The sequence below is a fragment of the Scandinavium manionii genome (assembly GCF_024764775.1).
Taxonomy (GTDB): domain Bacteria; phylum Pseudomonadota; class Gammaproteobacteria; order Enterobacterales; family Enterobacteriaceae; genus Scandinavium; species Scandinavium manionii.
In genome coordinates, this window is the sequence record NZ_JALIGC010000035.1 from 334,520 (window position 1) to 352,715 (window position 18,196).

Consider the following 18,196-nt stretch of genomic DNA (forward strand, 5'->3'; position numbering starts at 1 on the left):
TTGATATGAACGCCCGACAACAATCTATTTTGCAAATGGTGATCGACAAAGGACGCATGAGCGTTGCCGATCTCGCCCTGATGACCGGGGTTTCAGAGGTGACTATCCGTCAGGATCTGAATCTGCTGGAAAAACAAAGTTATCTGCGCCGTACTCATGGCTTCGCCGTGCCGCTCGACAGCGAAGACGTCGAGACGCGAATGATGAACAATTTCTCGCTCAAACGTGAACTTGCCGCCTGGGCTGCCCGCCTTGTCAGCCCAGGCGAAACGGTGTTTATCGAGAACGGTAGCAGCAACGCCCTGCTCGCCCGCGCGCTCTCTGAGCAGCCGGGGATTACCATCATCACCGTCAGCAGCTATATTGCGCATCTCCTGAAAGAAACACCGGGCGAAGTGATTTTACTCGGGGGCATTTATCAGAAGAAAAGCGAAAGTATGGTTGGACCTCTAACCCGCCAGTTCATTCAGCAGGTGCATTTCAGCAAAGCTTTTATTGGGGTGGACGGTTGGCAACATGATACCGGCTTCACCGGTCGCGATATGATGCGTGCGGATGTGGTGAGCGCTGTGCTGGATAAAGAGTGTGAAACCATTGTACTGAGCGACAGCTCGAAGTTTGGCGCGGTTCACCCTTACCCGCTTGGCCCAATGCAGAAGTTTAATCGCGTCATCACCGATGATGGCCTTTCTGCCGAGCATAAGCATCTGCTCGAACACTCTGGTTTAACGGTAGATATCGTTAAACGTCCATGAAAAAAGCCCCCGTCCGCGGGGGTTGCTTCTTTCCGCATAATATTCTGCTTAAATACTCCACGTCCCGATATTTCCATTCTGTTTCATTCTTCAACACCCTGTCATATCTAGGATTCTTCTGACGCACCAATTAAGATTTTTTACCTCCCTGTTCTCGCCCGACGACGTAAAATTAATGTTAGCGATATAACAGGAAGTGACTATCACTTGCGTGATTTTAGTAACACCTGCGCAACACAATTCCATGAATGCCGAACGGTTTCCCTTCAGGACTAAACTGAATGTAGGCACTTTCGTGGAGATATTATTCAGGAGAGAACTTTATGACTTCAATGAGCAAAAAAATGACCGCGGCCGTGCTGGCTGCAACGCTGATCATGTCCCTGAGTGCATGTTCAAACTGGTCCAAACGTGACCGTAACACCGCTATCGGTGCGGGCGCGGGTGCCCTCGGTGGCGCCGTGCTGACCGACGGTAGCACGCTAGGTACTCTGGGCGGGGCAGCAGTCGGTGGTATTATTGGTCACCAGGTCGGTAAATAATTCCCTTTAGGGAAATAATAAAGAAAACGATATTCAGGTCTGACTTACACACACTACTTTCACCTGTAAAAAAGCCACGCAATTGCGTGGCCTTTTTATATCTGACGACAATAATGGAAAACAGGTGACGTTAACCGCCAGCCAGTTTGACCTTCATGCCTTTGGCTTCAAGCAGGGATTTAATCAGGTCACGTTTGTCGCCCTGAATTTCAATCACGCCGTCTTTCAGCGCCCCACCGCAGCCACATTTCTTTTTCAGTTCGGCGGCAATTTTCGTAAGTTCGGCATCATCGGCATCAATGCCGGTAATCAAACACACGCCTTTGCCTTTACGTCCGCTGGTCTGACGCTGAATGCGCACAATGCCGTCGCCTTTTGGACGCTCGACAGCCGCTTTCGGTTCGTCAATTCGACCGCTGTCGGTGGAATACACCAGACGGCTGTTGGAATCGTTCATTAGGCCTCCTTTGTAAGCGATGCGTTAATCTGACGCAGCGTTTGCGCCGGGTCAACTGACTGAGTCACCGGGCGTCCAATCACCATGTAGTCAACGCCCGCCATCTGCGCCTGTTCTGGGGTCATGATTCGACGCTGATCGCCCGCATCGCTGCCCGCAGGACGAATGCCCGGAGTAATCAGTTTAAATGCCTGGCCCAGTTCCTGCTTGAAGCGTACGGCTTCCTGAGCTGAGCATACGACCCCATCCAGACCGCAACGCTGGGTGAGCGCCGCCAGCTTCGCCGCATGATCCGCCGGAGAAAGCGAAATGCCCAAATCCTGTAAATCGCTGGCTTCCATGCTGGTCAGAACGGTGACGGCAATCAGTAGCGGCGCATCTTTGCCAAACGATAACAGCGCCTCACGCGCGGCGGTCATCATACGTGCACCACCGGTGGCATGGACATTCACCATCCAGACACCTAAATCAGCGGCAGCGGCAACCGCATGCGCAGTGGTGTTGGGAATGTCGTGGAATTTCAGATCGAGGAAGATATCAAACCCGCGCTGTTGCAGGTCTCGCACCAGCTGTGGCCCAAACAGCGTGAACATCTCTTTGCCTACTTTCAGACGGCAGTCGCGCGGGTCGATACGATCGACGAAAGCCAGCGCTTTGTCGCGATTATCATAATCAAGGGCAACAACTACGGGAGAGGAAGTAACAATACGGGATTCAGACGTCATGACCAGACCTTCTTGTTGTGGGCCGCAACCGGCGTAAAAACGGTAAACGGCGTGCATTCTACCTGCGACAGCATGAAATTGACAGGCTGCATTTTCCGGTTTTCACCTGCCCAGCGATGGCGGGCTCGATGCCACAATAGGCATGTTGAAAACGAACAAGTATGTTGTAACTAATGCATCGGTTTTTTAAAAATTACTGACCGTCGAGGCCGCGGATAGGTTTGACCGAGGACCAGGCTCGGCAGGAAGGACAGTGCCAGTAAAGCGTGTAGGCGGTGAAGCCGCATTTCTGGCAGCGATAGCGCGGTTTGCTGCGCACCTGTTCGCCAACCATGTCCCGCAGCACCATCAAGCTGTCTTTCGCGCGCCCTTCTTCCGCTTCATTGAGGTGGTAATCCATTAACTTATGGAACACTCGCATGGTCGGGTGGCGCTGAAGCTGGCGGGTGACGTAGGTTTGTGCGGTATCAGCACCTTCGCGCTGTTCCATGATTTGCGCCAGCATCAGCTCGGCGGTGGCACCGGTATTCTCTTCCACTGCGCGACGCAGGAAGTGTTCCCATTCTTCATCTTTACCGAGTTGCTGGTAGCAGGTTTGCAGCATTTCCAGGGTTTCGCTGACCAGTTCACGGTCCTGATCGATAACGCGCTGCAGTGATTCCACCGCTTTGGCGTAATCACCATTGGTCATAAACACCCGTCCCATCATGATAGACACGCGCGCGCTGTTACGATCGGCGGCGGCGCCCTTTTTCAGCAATGTCATGGCTTTATCCATGTCGCTGTTGCCCATTTGCTGCAGGGCCAGTTCGCACCAGAAATGGGCTATTTCAGGGCGGTGTTTTTCTTTTCCGAGTTTGACCAGACGCTCCGCGACGTCGATGGCTTTTTGCCAGTCGCTGGTTGCCTGGTAAATTTGCAGCAGCTGCTGAAGCGCGCTAATACGGAATTCAGTTTCATCCACCAGCTGGCTGAACATGTCTTCTGCGCGGTCATACAGACCCGCAGCCATGTAGTCACGGCCCAGTTGCTGCACTGCCAGCAGGCGCTGGTCATAGGTCAGCGAGGCGCTTTCCATTAAGGTCTGGTGAATGCGAATAGCGCGGTCGACTTCACCACGCGAGCGGAACAGGTTGCCGAGCGTCAGGTGCGCCTCAACGGTGCCGGTATCCTCTTTAAGCATGTCGAGGAACAGGTCCACCGCTTTGTCCTGCTGATTGCTGAGCAGGAAGTTTACGCCCGCGACGTAGTCACGGGAGAGGCGGCTAGCATCGTCCTGTTTGGACTGTTGTGCACTTCTGCGGCCCATGTACCAGCCATACGCGGCGGCGACGGGCAAAAGCAGAAACAACAACTCCAACATAGAAAGTTATTCCTTCACAGCCGGAACGACCGGCGCAGACGAAGCGGGAGTGACCGGGTTAATTTGTTGCTCAAGGCGTTTAATTTTGCGCTCAGCGCGCAGCAGTGAGACGCGAGTACGCAGCCAGAACATGCCGCAAATCAGCCAGCCGATGGCAAATCCAGCGGCAAAAAGCACCGCTAACAGAGTGGAGATCCGAAACTCCCCTTGCGCCAGCAGATAGTTAAAAGTGACCTGCTGATCGTTTTGCGCGCCAAGGGTGACGGAGACAACGAAAATCGCCAACACCAATAAGAAAATGAGTAAATATTTCACATTACTTCCCGTTATGTGGTTTATGTGAATAAATCATGTTCGATCTTTCGCTTCCAGCCTTATAAAGTACCATCTTCGCCGCAACGGCGAAACTGCCAAGCGTGCTGCCAGCTACGGATTTGTGGGTGGAAACGACCGAAATCAACCTGCGTCACTCTTCAGACTCGCGGTTTCGGATTTCCCTTGCTTCTTCCCCTGGCGGCGTCAACGGGCCACAGAGTTTTTGCGCAAACCAGGTGGCAAGCGTCACCAGCAGCCAGGACATCAGGGTGGCGACCACTAAATCGCGCGGCCAGTGCATCCCCAGCAGCAAACGGCTGCCCATTACCGCTGTTGCCCACACCAGCAGAACCGCGATGGTTATTGTGCGACGACGCGGCCACAGCAGCCCCACGCCCAGCAGCGCCCAACTGGCAGCAAACATCGTGTGACCTGACGGGAAGGCAAACCCGGTCTCTTTCTGCCAGTGATGTCGTAAAAAGGCTGGTAAATCATTCTTGTCGGCCAGCTGTTGTTTCACTAAGTGTGCCCGGTCCTTACGCTTTAAAGTGTAGAACTCCTCCACCGGCACCTGCTGCGTTTTTTCCAGCCAGATAACAAACGGTCTTGGCTCCTGGACGCGGTCCTTCACCCAGGATTTAGCCCCCTGCCCGATAAGAATTGCCGCAGCCAGGATCGCAAAGAGCGTTAATGCGGCGCGCAGGCGAAAACGCAGGCACCACAAAAACCAGGCGCAAAGAATGACATGAGTGATGATGCCCCACGGCTGCGTCACGGTTTCCGTTACCCAGTAGAGCATCTTCAACCACCAGGCATTGTGTCCGGGTTGCCACGTCCAGCCGGAAATCCATACCGCAACCGGCATCACGAGTAGCACGGCAGCTCCTGCCGCGGTTCGTCTGGCGATAGAAAGCATCATGTCTCCTTTTTCCTTAAACATCACAATCATAACTGAAAAAAGCCATAACGGTGAAAGAGGCTGAATTGTGCGCTTAAGCAGCAGACAACCGTCAGCCATTAGGTGAAGCTCCGGCATTGTGGCAAAATAGGCGCAAACAGAAGGCACATGCATGCCGATATAATCTGGAGAATCACATGCAGCTTAAACGTGTGGCAGAAGCCAAACTGCCAACCCCTTGGGGCGATTTCCTGATGGTGGGCTTTGAAGAACTGGCAACCGGGCAAGATCACGTCGCCCTGGTGTTCGGCGATATTTCTGGGAAAACACCGGTGCTGTCGCGCGTACATTCCGAATGTCTGACCGGCGACGCCCTGTTCAGCCTGCGCTGCGACTGCGGTTTCCAGCTGGAAGCGGCGTTGGCGCACATCGCTGAAGAAGGTCGCGGTATTCTGCTTTATCATCGTCAGGAAGGTCGTAACATTGGGTTGCTGAATAAGATTCGCGCCTATGCGTTACAGGATCAGGGCTATGACACCGTGGAAGCGAATCACCAGTTGGGCTTTGCCGCCGACGAACGTGATTTCACTCTGTGCGCGGATATGTTCAAGCTGCTGGGGGTGGATGAAGTGCGTCTGCTGACCAACAACCCGAAAAAGGTCGAAATCCTGACCGAAGCCGGGATCAACATCGTTGAACGCGTGCCGTTGATTGTCGGCCGCAACCCGAAGAACGAGCATTATCTCGATACCAAAGCCGCCAAGATGGGCCATCTGCTTGGCAATTAATTCTGTTGCGGTGCCTGCGGGCACCGCCTATCCAGCATGAACCTGTTGATTGTGCCTGCGCCTGAACTGGTGTAAGGTCGAAACATGAATAGCACGCGTATCTCCCTCACTTCTCGTTGGTGGCAGCCTTAATTTAGGCCGCCTGATACCCCTTTATCTTTTTTTTAGTTCAGGCCGCCGGAAGGCGTCCACTCTGTCAACAGAACCGTCTCCGGTGGTCAAAACAGGAGCTTCTGATGACACATCCAACCGCGACATCTCATTGTATTTTAACTGGCGACCGCCCAACTGGCCCATTACATCTCGGCCACTACGTGGGTTCACTGCGCCAGCGCGTTGCGCTACAGCAATTGCATCCGCAATTTGTTCTGATTGCCGATTTGCAGGGTTTGACCGATAACGGCTCCCGACCCGAAAAAATCGCCAGTAATATCCTTGAGGTGATGGCCGATTACCTGGCGGTGGGCATCGATCCGCTTCGGACCACCATTTGCCTGCAATCCGCCCTTCCCGCGCTGGCAGAACTGACCATGCTGTATATGAACATCGTCACCGTTTCGCGCGTGGAGCGTAATCCAACGGTCAAACATGAAATTCAGCAGAAAGGCTTTGCCCGCTCGCTGCCCACGGGATTTTTGGTCTATCCCATCAGCCAGGCTGCCGATATCACCGCCTTCGGCGCTGACCTTGTGCCTGTCGGTGACGATCAGTTACCGATGATTGAGCAGACCAATGAAATTGTGCACAAGATGAACAGTCTGATGAACGCCCCGGTTCTGCGTCACTGTCAGGCCTTACTGAGCGCCAACGGACGCCTGCCGGGCATTGACGGTTCAGCCAAAATGTCGAAATCGCTCGGCAATACGCTGACACTTTCCGCCAACGAACAGGAGATCCAGCGTGCCGTTAGCGCGATGTACACCGATCCCTCGCATTTGCGCATTAGCGATCCGGGTAAAATTGAAGGCAACATCGTGTTCACTTACCTCGATGCGTTCCATCCTGATAGCGAAAAAGTGGCTGACATGAAAGCGCACTATCAACAAGGGGGACTCGGCGACAGACAGTGCAAAAATGAGCTGGAAGACTGCCTGCAGACACTGCTGGCCCCTATTCGCGAACGCCGTCAGCAGCTGATTACCGACAAAGAAACACTGCTGGGAATATTGAAGCAAGGCAGTGAGAAAGCCCATGAGCATACGCAAAAAACGCTGCTTGCCGTTAAACGCGGGCTGGGCTTACCGGTGATGTTCTGAGCTATCACGTCCGGTGACGCTGCGCTTGCCACGCCTACAGCTGGGTCCGTAGGCCTGGCAAACTTGCGCCGCCGGGCTATTTTTGGGTTAACGTAGCATATTACGGATCACGTAATGCAGGATCCCGTCGTTCTGGTAATAGGTCAGTTCCGTCGCCGTGTCGATACGACAGCGGCAATCAATCACCTCTTTTTTACCATTCGCGCGGGTCAGCGTCACCGGCACAGTGGCTCCCGGTTTCAGCTTTTGCAGGTCAACGATGTCAATCTGCTCTTCGCCTGTCAGCCCCAGTGTTTGGCGGGTAACGCCGGCCGGGAACTCAAGCGGCAAAATCCCCATTCCGATCAGATTAGAGCGGTGAATACGCTCGAACGATTCCGAGATAACCACCCGGATGCCAAGCAGACGCGGACCTTTTGCTGCCCAGTCGCGGCTGGAACCCGAGCCATACTCTTTCCCGGCAATGACCGCCAGTGGTGTGCCCTGCTCCTGATAGCGCATCGCGGCATCGTAAATCGAAACGACTTCCGTACCGGGCAGATGACGGGTCATACCGCCTTCAATGCCGGGTACCATTTCGTTACGAATACGGATGTTGGCGAAGGTGCCGCGCATCATCACTTCATGGTTGCCGCGACGGGAGCCGTAGGAGTTAAAATCGCGACGTTCGACGCCATGATTTTGCAGATAACGCCCTGCCGGGCTGTCCGGTTTAATACTCCCTGCCGGCGAAATGTGATCGGTAGTCACCGAGTCACCGAGTATTGCCAGTATGCGTGCACCGTGAATATCCTGCACCGGGTCCGGTTCTATCCCCATTTCATCAAAGAACGGTGACAGACGGATGTAGGTTGAGTCCTGCTGCCAGCCATAGGTGTCTGATTTATCGACCTGAATCGCTTTCCATTCCGGCGTGCCTTCGAACACTTCAGCGTACTCTTTGCGGAACATCTCGGTCGATACTTCTTCCACAGCGCGAGCAATCTCTTTGCCGCTCGGCCAGATATCTTTCAGATACACCGGATCGCCCTTGCGGTCATGTCCCAGCGGGTCGGTCACCAGGTTGATATTCATGTTACCTGCCAGCGCATACGCCACCACCAGCGGCGGCGACGCCAGCCAGTTGGTTTTCACCAGTGGATGAATACGTCCTTCAAAGTTACGGTTACCAGAAAGCACAGCCCCCACGGTTAAATCACCTTTCTTGATGGCCGTTTCTATCGGGTCCGGCAACGGACCTGAGTTACCGATACAGGTGGTACAACCGTAACCCACCAGATTAAAGCCCAGTTCATCGAGGTACGGCGTGAGTTTGGCGTGAGCCAGGTAATCTGACACCACTTTAGAGCCTGGCGCGAGTGACGCTTTCACCCATGGCTGACGTTGAAGGCCAATTTTGACGGCTTTTTTCGCCAGCAACCCGGCGGCCATTAACACGCTAGGGTTGGAAGTATTGGTACAAGAGGTGATGGCGGCAATAACCACCGCGCCTTCCGGAAGCTGATACTGATGCCCGTTCAACGTATAGTCGACCGGATTGCGGTCTTTCTGCGCGGTGTTCAGTTCCAGCTCAGAACTCTGCGCAAAGGCTTTCGGCACGTCGCCGAGCGCCACGCGATCCTGTGGACGTTTCGGCCCAGCAAGACTCGCCTCAACACTATTCATATCCAGCTCAAGTGTGCTGGTAAATACCGGCTCATCCCCGGTATTACGCCACATTCCCTGCGCTTTGGCGTAGGCTTCCACCAGTTCGATTTGATCGTCGCTGCGACCGCTGAGGCGCATGTACTCAAGCGTGACGCCATCAATAGGGAAGAAACCGCAGGTCGCGCCGTATTCCGGCGCCATATTGGCGATGGTGGCGCGGTCTGCCAGCGGCAACGAGTCCAGCCCGTCACCGTAGAATTCAACAAATTTGCCCACCACGCCGTGCTTACGCAGCATCTGGGTGACGGTCAACACGAGGTCAGTGGCGGTGATGCCTTCCGCCAATTTGCCGGTCAGTTTGAATCCGACAACATCCGGGATAAGCATGGATACCGGCTGGCCGAGCATCGCGGCTTCGGCTTCAATCCCGCCGACGCCCCAGCCTAAAACGCCGAGACCGTTGATCATTGTGGTGTGGGAATCGGTACCGACCAGCGTGTCCGGATAAGCAATCCACTCTCCGTCCTGTAACTCACTCCACACCGCTTTGCCGAGATATTCCAGGTTAACCTGATGACAAATACCGGTGCCCGGCGGAACGACGCTGAAGCGGCTGAATGCCTGTTGGCCCCAGCGCAGGAATACGTAGCGTTCGTGGTTACGTTCCATTTCCAGGCGCACGTTTTCGCCGAACGCCTCGTCATCACCGAACTGATCGACGGTAACCGAGTGGTCAATCACGAGGTCGACCGGTGAAAGTGGGTTTACTTTCGCGGTGTCACCGCCGAGGCGTTTCACGGCCTCACGCATCGCCGCGAGATCGACCACGGCAGGCACACCGGTAAAGTCCTGCATCAGCACACGCGCTGGACGATAGGCAATTTCACGATCGGCATGGGCATTTTTCAGCCACCCCGCCAACGCATAAATATCTTCTTCAGTTACGGAATCACCGTCCTGCCAGCGCAGCAGGTTTTCAAGCAGGACCTTGAGTGATTTTGGCAGGCGAGAAATATCGCCCAGAGTTTTGGCGGCTAGCGGCAGGCTGTAATAGTGATACGTTTTGGCTTGGGCCTGTAACGTGTCCTTACTGGCTTCTCGTAGGGTTGACGACATAGCTCCTCCTTAATGACAGGGATTGCGAAACCCTGATGCTCCTCAGGGTCTGTCTATAAAGATAACACAACCACAACGTAACGCTTTGATAACAACCCGAATTGATAAATGGCAGGGAAACGTGACAGGCAAAAAAGAGTAAACCCGGCGTAAGCACCGGGTTTATCAGAGGATTATTTGATGAGCATCCAGACCAGCTGGCACCAGAAAAGGACTGAGAATGTAAACGCTCCAATCCATGACCAGTATTTCAGGTTACGGTTAGTATTCATTATATTAACACCCATAGTTATTCATTCTGACCGCCTATTCAGGCAGTGGTCTTATTGCTGTGGTGTATTTATTAACGAGTACAAAAACGAACGTACTGCAAACTCACCGAAATATTAAATTGAATGATTAGCTTTTTTTATCGTCGGCATCAGCGAAGGAATCAATAAAACCCTTCTGCTGAGCCGTCAGTTTCCAGGAAGCAGGAACGGTTACCGGCCCCTTTTTGCGGTCTTGCGGTTTGTCATTTGATTGACATGTGGCCTTCTCGGGCAGACTCTGACCAGAAACAACCATTTTTAACCCCAATATTTCCAGATGAGTAGCGCAACAACCACCCAAAACAGCGCGGAGCCCAGGAATACCGCCCGCCAGGCTTTTCGCTTCAGCTCAGCATCCCTCTGCGGTTCTTCACGTCCTGCTGGCATTGCTGACCTCATACAATCGGCGTCACTTATCATTATCGCACCAAACAATCGGTACCAGTAATCATCATTGAGATAAATCCTAATAAAAAAAGCGCTAAAAATCCAGCGATTTTACGAATGGTTACCCATTGGATCTTCAATCTTTGACGGCAAATAAATAATTGACGATAAAAATTTGCGTAGCGGCAAAATAGTTTCTACTTTTGTCGAGTTTTAACAGCAGATTAATGGGACGAGAGGGCCTGGGAATGGAAACCAGAAAAAGGATAAATGCAAATGAGGGAGATTTTAATTTACGTTAAGTGATCTAATTCACGATATCCCCGTTGCCAGGGATATCATTAATACCCTGAGAAATTATTTCTCAGGTAATTTGATATCTTTAAACATCTCTTCGATATCTTCATTGGAGCGCAATGCCACAGCGGTATCGACCACGTCGCGAGTCAAATGCGGTGCAAAGCGCTGAATAAAATCATACATGTAGCTGCGCAGGAAAGTGCTGCGACGGAAACCAATCTTGGTGGTGCTGTGGCTGAAGATGTCGCCTGCCTCGAGCTTGATAAGATCAGGATCGGAAACCGGGTCGACGGCCATGCTCGCAATCACGCCCACGCCCAGACCCAGACGCACATAGGTTTTAATAACGTCGGCATCGGTCGCCGTGAACACGATACGCGGCGTAAGCCCTGCGCGATTGAAAGCGGTGTCCAGTTCTGAACGCCCGGTGAAACCAAAGGTGTACGTGACCAGTGGATACTGCGCCAGTTCTTCAATGGTCACCGACCCTTTCCCTGCCAGCGGATGATCCGGCGTAACCACAATAGAACGGTTCCAGTGGTAGCACGGCAGCATGACCAAATCGTCATACAAGTGCAGCGCTTCGGTAGCGATGGCGAAATCGGCATTGCCTTTGGAGACCGCTTCGGCGATTTGCGTCGGTGAACCCTGGTGCATATGCAACGACACGCGCGGGTAACGCTCAATAAAGCCTTTGATAACGCCCGGCAGCGCATAACGCGCCTGAGTATGGGTGGTCGCTACGTAAAGCGAGCCTTTATCCGGCCAGGTATGTTCCCCGGCGACCGACTTTATCGCATCGACTTTAGACAGAACTTCGCGGGCGATACGAATAATTTCCTGCCCCGCCGGCGTCACCTGCGTCAGGTGTTTTCCGCTGCGGGCAAATATCTGGATACCCAGCTCATCCTCGAGCATGCGAACCTGTTTACTGATGCCAGGCTGAGAGGTATACAACCCTTCAGCAGTCGAGGAAACGTTAAGGTTATGGTTCACAACCTCAACGATATAACGGAGTTGCTGTAGTTTCATGACCGGTATCCGATATGCGTAAGGCACGGTTGCCTAATACGATTTAATAATAAAAAAGTGGTTAACTATAACCACTATATCATTTATACCGGATGTGTATAGATGTGAAGAAAAAATAATAACGTGGCTATTTTTGCCAAAAGAAAGGGCCGCAGAGCGGCCCTTAACGGAGTGTTTCAGTGATTCAGAAACCCATTACTTCTTCGCGACTTCCTGCCACTTGCCGTCGATAAAGAAGGCAGACATACCGGTCGCTTTTCCGTCTTTTTCAGAAGACACATACTGCTGCTTCGTTTTACGGCTGAAACGCACCATGGTCTTGTTACCCTGGCCGTCTTCCTGCGGAGCATCTGCCAGATAGCGCAGTTTTTCCGGGAGACGGTCACGAAAGCGGTGCAGTTCTTCCACTAACGGCGCACGTGTTTCACGCGATTTAGGGAAGGTATTCGCCGCCAGGAACACGCCCGCAGCACCATCACGCAACACGAAGTATGCATCTGATTTCTCACACTGCAGTTCTGGCAGCGGAGTCGGATCTTCCTTCGGCGGCGCAACTTCACCGTTACGCAGGATCTTACGGGTATTCTTGCAATCGTCGTTGGTACAGGCCATGTACTTACCAAAACGTCCCATTTTCAGGTGCATTTCAGAACCACATTTTTCACACTCAACGATTGGGCCGTCATAACCCTTGATGCGGAACTCGCCTTCTTCGATTTCGTAGCCATCGCAGGTCGGGTTGTTACCACAGACGTGCAGTTTACGTTTCGGATCGATAAGGTAGCTGTCCATCGCCGTGCCGCATTTGGCACAACGGCGTTTAGCACGCAGCGCGTTGGTTTCCGCGTCGTCGCCTTCCAGTACGTTCAGCACTTCGTTTTCTGGCACCAGGTTAATGGTGGTTTTGCAACGCTCTTTCGGCGGTAAAGCATAGCCGGAACAGCCCAGGAACACGCCGGTGCTCGCGGTACGGATCCCCATCTTACGGCCACAAGTTGGGCAGTCGATGCTGGTCATGATCATCGGGTTCGGCTGCATACCGCCTTCTTCCGGATCTTTCTCCGCCGTTTCGAGCTGACGGGTAAAGTCGCCGAAGAAGTCGTTCAGAACCTGTTTCCACTCGGCCTGATGATTTGCGACCTGGTCAAGGCTGCTTTCCATCTGCGCGGTGAAGTCGTAGTTCATCAGCTCGCGGAAGTTGTCTTCCAGACGATCGGTGACGATCTCGCCCATCTTCTCGGCGTAAAAACGACGGTTTTCGACGCGAACATAACCACGATCCTGAATGGTCGAAATGATCGACGCATAGGTAGACGGACGGCCGATGCCACGCTTTTCGAGTTCTTTAACCAAAGACGCTTCGCTGAATCGCGCTGGTGGCTTGGTAAAGTGCTGAGCAGGAAGAAGCTCAACCAGGGTCAGCTCTTCACCTTTTTTCACCGGCGGCAGCGTACGGTCTTCGTCGCCTTTACGCAGAGCAGGCATGACTTTCGTCCAGCCGTCGAAGCGCAAGGTACGACCGCGTGCTTTCAGTTTGAAATCACCCGCGCCAACGGTCAGCGTGGTGGAATCGTACTGCGCTGGCGTCATCTGACACGCCACAAACTGGCGCCAGATCAGCTGATACAGTTTCTGCGCGTCAGCTTCCATATCTTTCAGAGATTCGGCCACAACCGCGACATCAGAAGGACGAATGGCTTCGTGCGCTTCCTGTGAATTCTCTTTGCTGGCGTACTGATTGGCGTTTTCCGGCAGATATTTCTTACCGAAGTTTTCACCAATGTAGTCGCGAACCATGCTTACCGCGTCCTGACTCAGGTTTGTGGAGTCGGTACGCATATAAGTGATGTGACCCGCTTCATACAGACGCTGAGCCATCATCATGGTTTTCTTCACGCCGTAGCCAAGACGGGTACTTGCTGCTTGCTGGAGCGTGGAGGTGATGAACGGCGCACCCGGCTTGCTGCTGGTCGGCTTATCTTCACGTTCGAGTACGCTGTAGCGTGCTTTTTCAAGCTGGCTAACGGCGGCCATGGTTTCATCACGGGTAACCGGACGGAATGGCTTATCGTGATGATGGCTGACTTCCAGCGGAAGAGCATCGCCTGACGGCGTCGCGGTGTTGGCGTCAATTTCCCAGTACTCTTCAGGAACGAACGCTTTAATTTCACGCTCGCGCTCGACAACCAGACGTACGGCAACAGACTGTACGCGTCCTGCAGACAGACCACGAGCAATCTTTTTCCACAGCAGTGGAGAGACCATGTAACCCACCACGCGGTCGACGAAACGACGCGCCTGCTGAGCATTAACCCTGTCGATATTCAGTTCACCTGGCGTGTCAAACGCCTGACGAATCGCATTCTTGGTTATCTCGTTAAACACCACGCGGCTATAGCGTGAGTCATCACCACCGATCACTTCCCGCAGGTGCCATGCAATGGCCTCCCCTTCGCGGTCAAGGTCAGTTGCGAGATAGATATGGTCAGCTTTTTCAGCTAACTGTTTGAGTTCAGCGACAACCTTTTCTTTACCTGGCAGCACTTCATACTGGGCAGCCCAGTCGTGCCACGGATCAACGCCCATGCGGTTTACAAGCGCACCACGTTCATCCTTTTTCGGCTTTTTGGCCGGTTTGGCGGCGGTAGAGTCGGCGCTCTTTTTGCTTGCTGAGCCACTGGTCGGCAGATCGCGGATATGACCCACGCTGGATTTCACCACGTAGTCATTACCCAGGTACTTATTGATCGTTTTGGCTTTTGCCGGGGACTCAACGATAACGAGAGCTTTACCCATATTCACCTTTACCTAATTTGATTCTTCCAGGAATACGCACTTTCCAAAAGGAGGTAGTGCATATATCGCACTTGAATTCACCTTCCACTGGCGACGTGCCTAAATCTTGTGGCGGCGTCAATGGATATCAACCCCTTCTCTGGTCCGGCCCCAGAAGCCTGAGTCAGAGGATTGAGTTTGCTGGCCTTTTCCTGCCAGGTGGTATAGCACGAAGAATTTTCGGTCGAATGTCAAGCAATTCTGTTGCCAGAATGCGAAAGCGTCACACTGTACCTGATAAAATCCGTTACGCAAGTAGAGCCTTACACTTGGGCCGGATAAACGAAGTCAGAAGTCTTGGAATTATAAGTGATTTTTATCCATCATTAAAAATCGTAAAGGCTACAAGACTATGAGCTTCGCACAAATAACAAACACTTCGTACTCGGTTAGAGCAGGTTATGTGTTCCGTAAACGAGCAGCAGGAGGCACTCTCTCAATCAGCCTACGAACCAGAGATGTAATGATTGCTGTCCGTCGTTCAACTGCTATGTCAATCCGACTACTGGAGCTATCTCCCCTATCTCTTCCTTTTAAAGCACTGTCCATCACTATGAAGAACTACCGAGATGAGATGGTTAGAAACGACACTATAGCCCATCTGTCAGCACAGATGTCTCAGCTACCCTTCACGGCCCCTGTAATCAACGCTAAGGCTTTAACGCCTTCAGCAGTACCGCAACATCGGGTAACGAAACAGAGCGTAGCAGAGGCCGCTACAGGCCACACACTGAAGAATGTGAAGGATGAATACTTCAGTGAAAAGAAACGTGACTGGACAGAGCAGACATTAAAGGAGAAGGAATATGGACTTGATATGTTCAGCTCCTTCTGTGCCACTCACAATGTTTTTATTATAGAAGAAGTGAATAAACAGACTATCTCTGACTTCAAAATGTTTCTTGATACTAAATATCCATCTGCTGTTTCATCACGCAAAAAGCGCTTAGATAATGTAAACGCCCTATTCTCTTTCTGTTGTGACCAGCGTGACTATTTGACACGTAATCCTGTAAAGGGAATGGGTTATAAAAATGTCAAAACGGTGAACAAGAAGGAAGCTGTAACAAGAGAGCAATATGACACCTTATTATCTCTCCCCATTATACAGACAGACCAAAAGAGCAAATTCATTCTTGCTATGTTCTACCATACAGGGATGCGCCTTGGTGAGCTTGCGCAAATAACCTCTTCTGATTTCCGTGAGATTGAAGGAATCAAGTGTATTTCTATTAATGATGAAAATGGGAAGAAGGTTAAAAATGAGAGCAGTATCAGAAACATTCCTCTGAACGATGCCCTGTTAGAGCTGGGAATATGGGAAGAGAAACCAGCATTGGGGATGACGTCTCAACAGATTGATGTTGCTCTTCGTAAAATGTTCAAGATGATTAGCATTAAACGTACATCCCACTGCATGAGGTACAGCCTCTCAGACCGTCTCCGTGACCATAACGTTCAAGACAGTACCAGAGCTTTCATATTAGGCCACACACAGAGCCTGATAACAGACAGGGTTTATGCGACTCGTTCACCACTGTTACAGATGAAGGCTGCTCTCGATTTAGCTTCCAAAGGAAGCAATATGACAGGGAGTGTTTAAATATGGACAACTTCTCTGTTGAAGAATGTGAAGAGGTACAGTGGAATGGTGAGTTTGTTCCTCATGTCTTAGTTCCTGCTGATGATGAAGAACTTGAACAATTGATGAATGACTTGGGGATGTGAATTAAATGAAAAGAATAATATTATTGACCTGCCTTGTGCTTGCCGGTTGTGATAGCTCAAATGAGACCAAGCAGTTAACTCATGCATTTTATTCATGCACCACTAGCAAGGGCATTGAATTTACAATGAATCTAAATGGCAGAAAAGCCACATTGGCTGGTAGTGGTATTGATTATAAGATGGAGCTGATTAGAACCCCATCAATGTCGGGAAGAAAACGGGATTACTCCATAGAGTATGATGCCAGCGTGAGTGATACCCAATATCATGAACTTGATTTATACTTCTACCATAAAAACTTATGGGAGAGATTACAGTCTGCGATTCATTTGGATTTTAGCAAGTACGATATAATAGGCACACAGACTAACGTTGTAAATTTCAAACCCATTTCATACTTTGGAAATTGCAACTCAGTGCCTATGAATTGAAAAATGCAACGTGCTATCAATGCAGCTAATGTTTAATTCCAGCATTAATAAAAGAAGGGTGTAAGAAATGAGAAAGATTTTAGTGGTTATAGGTTTGATGTTCTTTAGCACTGTTGCTTTTGCTGAGTCTCATTCATTTAAATGTGAGGGAGGGTATGCCGTTAAATATTTGTCCGGGAAAAACCCCTCGCTTGAAATTTATAAAAACGGAAAGAAAATAGCAATGAGCAACAGGAATCAGAAGTGGGCAGACATGGTGTCAATAACTACCGACTTTGATAACAATGACGTGATTAATTACACTGTAATAAAGGGCTATGATGGCACTGATGAAAGTTTTTCGGTAGCAGATTATTACACATTGATAACAGACAACCTCATTGCGTCAATGAGTCTTCCTGAAGTAAGAAAGAATATGAAAACTGCCCTGCGTGTACAGTTATCAGGATCAATGAGTGATTCAACCATTTATTCTTGCTCTGTTGAGAAATAAACTCACATTAAGAATAGAGCCTCCATTACGGGGGCTTTTTGTTTTCTTTCACGAACATCACCATCACAACCACGTTTAATGCTCGTTTTTGAGCATTTAATTCTCCGATTTTGGAGAATAAGAAACCTACCGTTGCTCATATTTGAGCATCGCTTTTTAGAAGCAGGAAATCGTGCTTCTATCTAGTGACGGGATTTCCCGTTTCTACAATTGAGCAAGCACCACTTTACGTACAGCTTTGCTTTCTCGCATACCAACTAACATCATCTGGTCACAGTTGAGGTCGTAATATTTCTGCGGAGTACCACCTTGAGTCGGTTGCATGAAAAGTGCAACCGCTAAATCATCTACTTCATTCTCTACTTTTAAGAGAAAGGAAGTGTTGCGTAGGAGATTCTCACCAGCAGCTTCACGAGCAGGATAGTCATCAATAGATGACGGATATGTTGTTTAAGAAATAATAACAAGCTGCGCATGTGTATGAGCTTACTTGCCACTGGTATTACGAAGTAATGCCTACCTTCAACACGGACAGCAATGAGCAGCATAGCTGCGAACACCTAACATCTATTGATGTTTATTCTCTTTCGCTTTCTTCACATTGTTATTTGCTAACGCTGTGAAAGCAGTGATTACTACTTGCTGGAACTCAGCACTAATCCATTCTGCATAAGCATACAGGACAGGCTCGGCTTTGTTGAATAAATCAGGTTTGAAGCGAGTTTCCCTGTAACCGCTCCGGCTCTCAGCAGACACGTACACTTTCTGGCATACCTGCCTTCGTCATTTTGTTCAGCGCACGCACCATGGCCAAAGC

At 51.0% G+C, this 18,196-nt stretch carries 19 protein-coding genes; 8 read left to right on the forward strand and 11 right to left on the reverse strand.

From position 1 onward, the window contains the following. Positions 1-5: 5 nt before the first annotated feature. Both yciT and osmB read left to right on the forward strand, forming a co-directional pair. Positions 6-755 (forward strand): DNA-binding transcriptional regulator YciT, encoded by a 750-nt coding sequence (gene yciT, locus MUU51_RS07755; RefSeq protein WP_258967524.1) that lies wholly within the window; start codon positions 6-8, stop codon positions 753-755. Positions 756-1,078: 323 nt separating this feature from the next. Further along, on the forward strand, positions 1,079-1,297 hold the full coding sequence (osmB, locus tag MUU51_RS07760; protein ID WP_159758852.1) for an osmotically-inducible lipoprotein OsmB: 219 nt from the start codon (positions 1,079-1,081) through the stop codon (positions 1,295-1,297). A 130-nt stretch (positions 1,298-1,427) separates the two neighbouring features. Here osmB and yciH read toward each other — a convergent pair whose 3' ends face one another. The 5 genes from yciH to pgpB all read right to left on the reverse strand — a co-directional run bounded on the left by yciH (position 1,428) and on the right by pgpB (position 5,073). After that, positions 1,428-1,754, reverse strand: a complete 327-nt coding sequence (gene yciH, locus MUU51_RS07765; RefSeq protein ID WP_159774554.1) for a stress response translation initiation inhibitor YciH — start codon at positions 1,752-1,754, stop codon at positions 1,428-1,430. Then, complete coding sequence (gene pyrF / locus MUU51_RS07770) at positions 1,754-2,479, reverse strand: orotidine-5'-phosphate decarboxylase (protein ID WP_159774552.1); 726 nt, start codon at positions 2,477-2,479, stop codon at positions 1,754-1,756. Before pyrF ends, yciH begins: the two co-directional genes overlap by 1 nt. A gap of 193 nt (positions 2,480-2,672) precedes the next feature. After that, a complete protein-coding gene (gene lapB, locus MUU51_RS07775; RefSeq protein WP_159774550.1) occupies positions 2,673-3,842 on the reverse strand; it encodes a lipopolysaccharide assembly protein LapB in 1,170 nt (389 codons plus the stop codon). Positions 3,843-3,848: 6 nt separating this feature from the next. Further along, entirely contained in the window at positions 3,849-4,157 is a 309-nt protein-coding gene (locus tag MUU51_RS07780) for a LapA family protein (protein WP_159774548.1), read from the reverse strand. Between the two features lie 151 nt (positions 4,158-4,308). After that, positions 4,309-5,073 (reverse strand): phosphatidylglycerophosphatase B, encoded by a 765-nt coding sequence (gene pgpB / locus MUU51_RS07785; protein ID WP_258967547.1) that lies wholly within the window; start codon positions 5,071-5,073, stop codon positions 4,309-4,311. A 179-nt stretch (positions 5,074-5,252) separates the two neighbouring features. Here pgpB and ribA point away from each other — a divergent pair, with 179 nt between their 5' ends. Both ribA and trpS read left to right on the forward strand, forming a co-directional pair. Then, positions 5,253-5,843: a GTP cyclohydrolase II gene (gene ribA, locus MUU51_RS07790; RefSeq protein ID WP_166665165.1), complete on the forward strand. Its 591-nt coding sequence runs from the start codon at positions 5,253-5,255 to the stop codon at positions 5,841-5,843. A gap of 236 nt (positions 5,844-6,079) precedes the next feature. Beyond that, positions 6,080-7,099, forward strand: a complete 1,020-nt coding sequence (gene trpS / locus MUU51_RS07795; protein ID WP_258967525.1) for a tryptophan--tRNA ligase — start codon at positions 6,080-6,082, stop codon at positions 7,097-7,099. 87 nt (positions 7,100-7,186) lie between these two features. On the opposite strand, the gene acnA is transcribed toward trpS, so the two are convergent. The 6 genes from acnA to topA all read right to left on the reverse strand — a co-directional run bounded on the left by acnA (position 7,187) and on the right by topA (position 14,688). Then, positions 7,187-9,862, reverse strand: coding sequence for an aconitate hydratase AcnA (gene acnA / locus MUU51_RS07800; protein WP_159774544.1), 2,676 nt, complete (start codon positions 9,860-9,862; stop codon positions 7,187-7,189). Positions 9,863-10,035: 173 nt separating this feature from the next. After that, a complete protein-coding gene (gene ymiC / locus MUU51_RS07805) occupies positions 10,036-10,134 on the reverse strand; it encodes a small membrane protein YmiC (protein WP_235033676.1) in 99 nt (32 codons plus the stop codon). A gap of 127 nt (positions 10,135-10,261) precedes the next feature. After that, positions 10,262-10,429: a YciX family protein gene (locus MUU51_RS22300; RefSeq protein WP_159774542.1), complete on the reverse strand. Its 168-nt coding sequence runs from the start codon at positions 10,427-10,429 to the stop codon at positions 10,262-10,264. 2 nt (positions 10,430-10,431) lie between these two features. Next, positions 10,432-10,593, reverse strand: a complete 162-nt coding sequence (locus tag MUU51_RS07810; protein ID WP_509908846.1) for a YmiA family putative membrane protein — start codon at positions 10,591-10,593, stop codon at positions 10,432-10,434. 324 nt (positions 10,594-10,917) lie between these two features. Continuing rightward, positions 10,918-11,892: an HTH-type transcriptional regulator CysB gene (cysB, locus tag MUU51_RS07815; RefSeq protein WP_097161090.1), complete on the reverse strand. Its 975-nt coding sequence runs from the start codon at positions 11,890-11,892 to the stop codon at positions 10,918-10,920. Positions 11,893-12,087: 195 nt separating this feature from the next. Next, positions 12,088-14,688, reverse strand: coding sequence for a type I DNA topoisomerase (gene topA, locus MUU51_RS07820; RefSeq protein WP_258967526.1), 2,601 nt, complete (start codon positions 14,686-14,688; stop codon positions 12,088-12,090). A gap of 502 nt (positions 14,689-15,190) precedes the next feature. Here topA and MUU51_RS07825 point away from each other — a divergent pair. From MUU51_RS07825 to MUU51_RS07840, 4 genes are all read left to right on the forward strand, one after another. Continuing rightward, on the forward strand, positions 15,191-16,330 hold the full coding sequence (locus MUU51_RS07825; protein WP_258967527.1) for a site-specific integrase: 1,140 nt from the start codon (positions 15,191-15,193) through the stop codon (positions 16,328-16,330). Positions 16,331-16,332: 2 nt separating this feature from the next. After that, entirely contained in the window at positions 16,333-16,455 is a 123-nt protein-coding gene (locus MUU51_RS07830) for a hypothetical protein (RefSeq protein ID WP_258967528.1), read from the forward strand. A 5-nt stretch (positions 16,456-16,460) separates the two neighbouring features. Next, entirely contained in the window at positions 16,461-16,886 is a 426-nt protein-coding gene (locus MUU51_RS07835) for a hypothetical protein (RefSeq protein WP_258967529.1), read from the forward strand. 67 nt (positions 16,887-16,953) lie between these two features. After that, the gene (locus tag MUU51_RS07840; protein WP_258967530.1) at positions 16,954-17,379 is read left to right on the forward strand and encodes a hypothetical protein; all 426 of its coding nucleotides are present in this window, start codon (positions 16,954-16,956) and stop codon (positions 17,377-17,379) included. Positions 17,380-18,196: the final 817 nt, after the last annotated feature.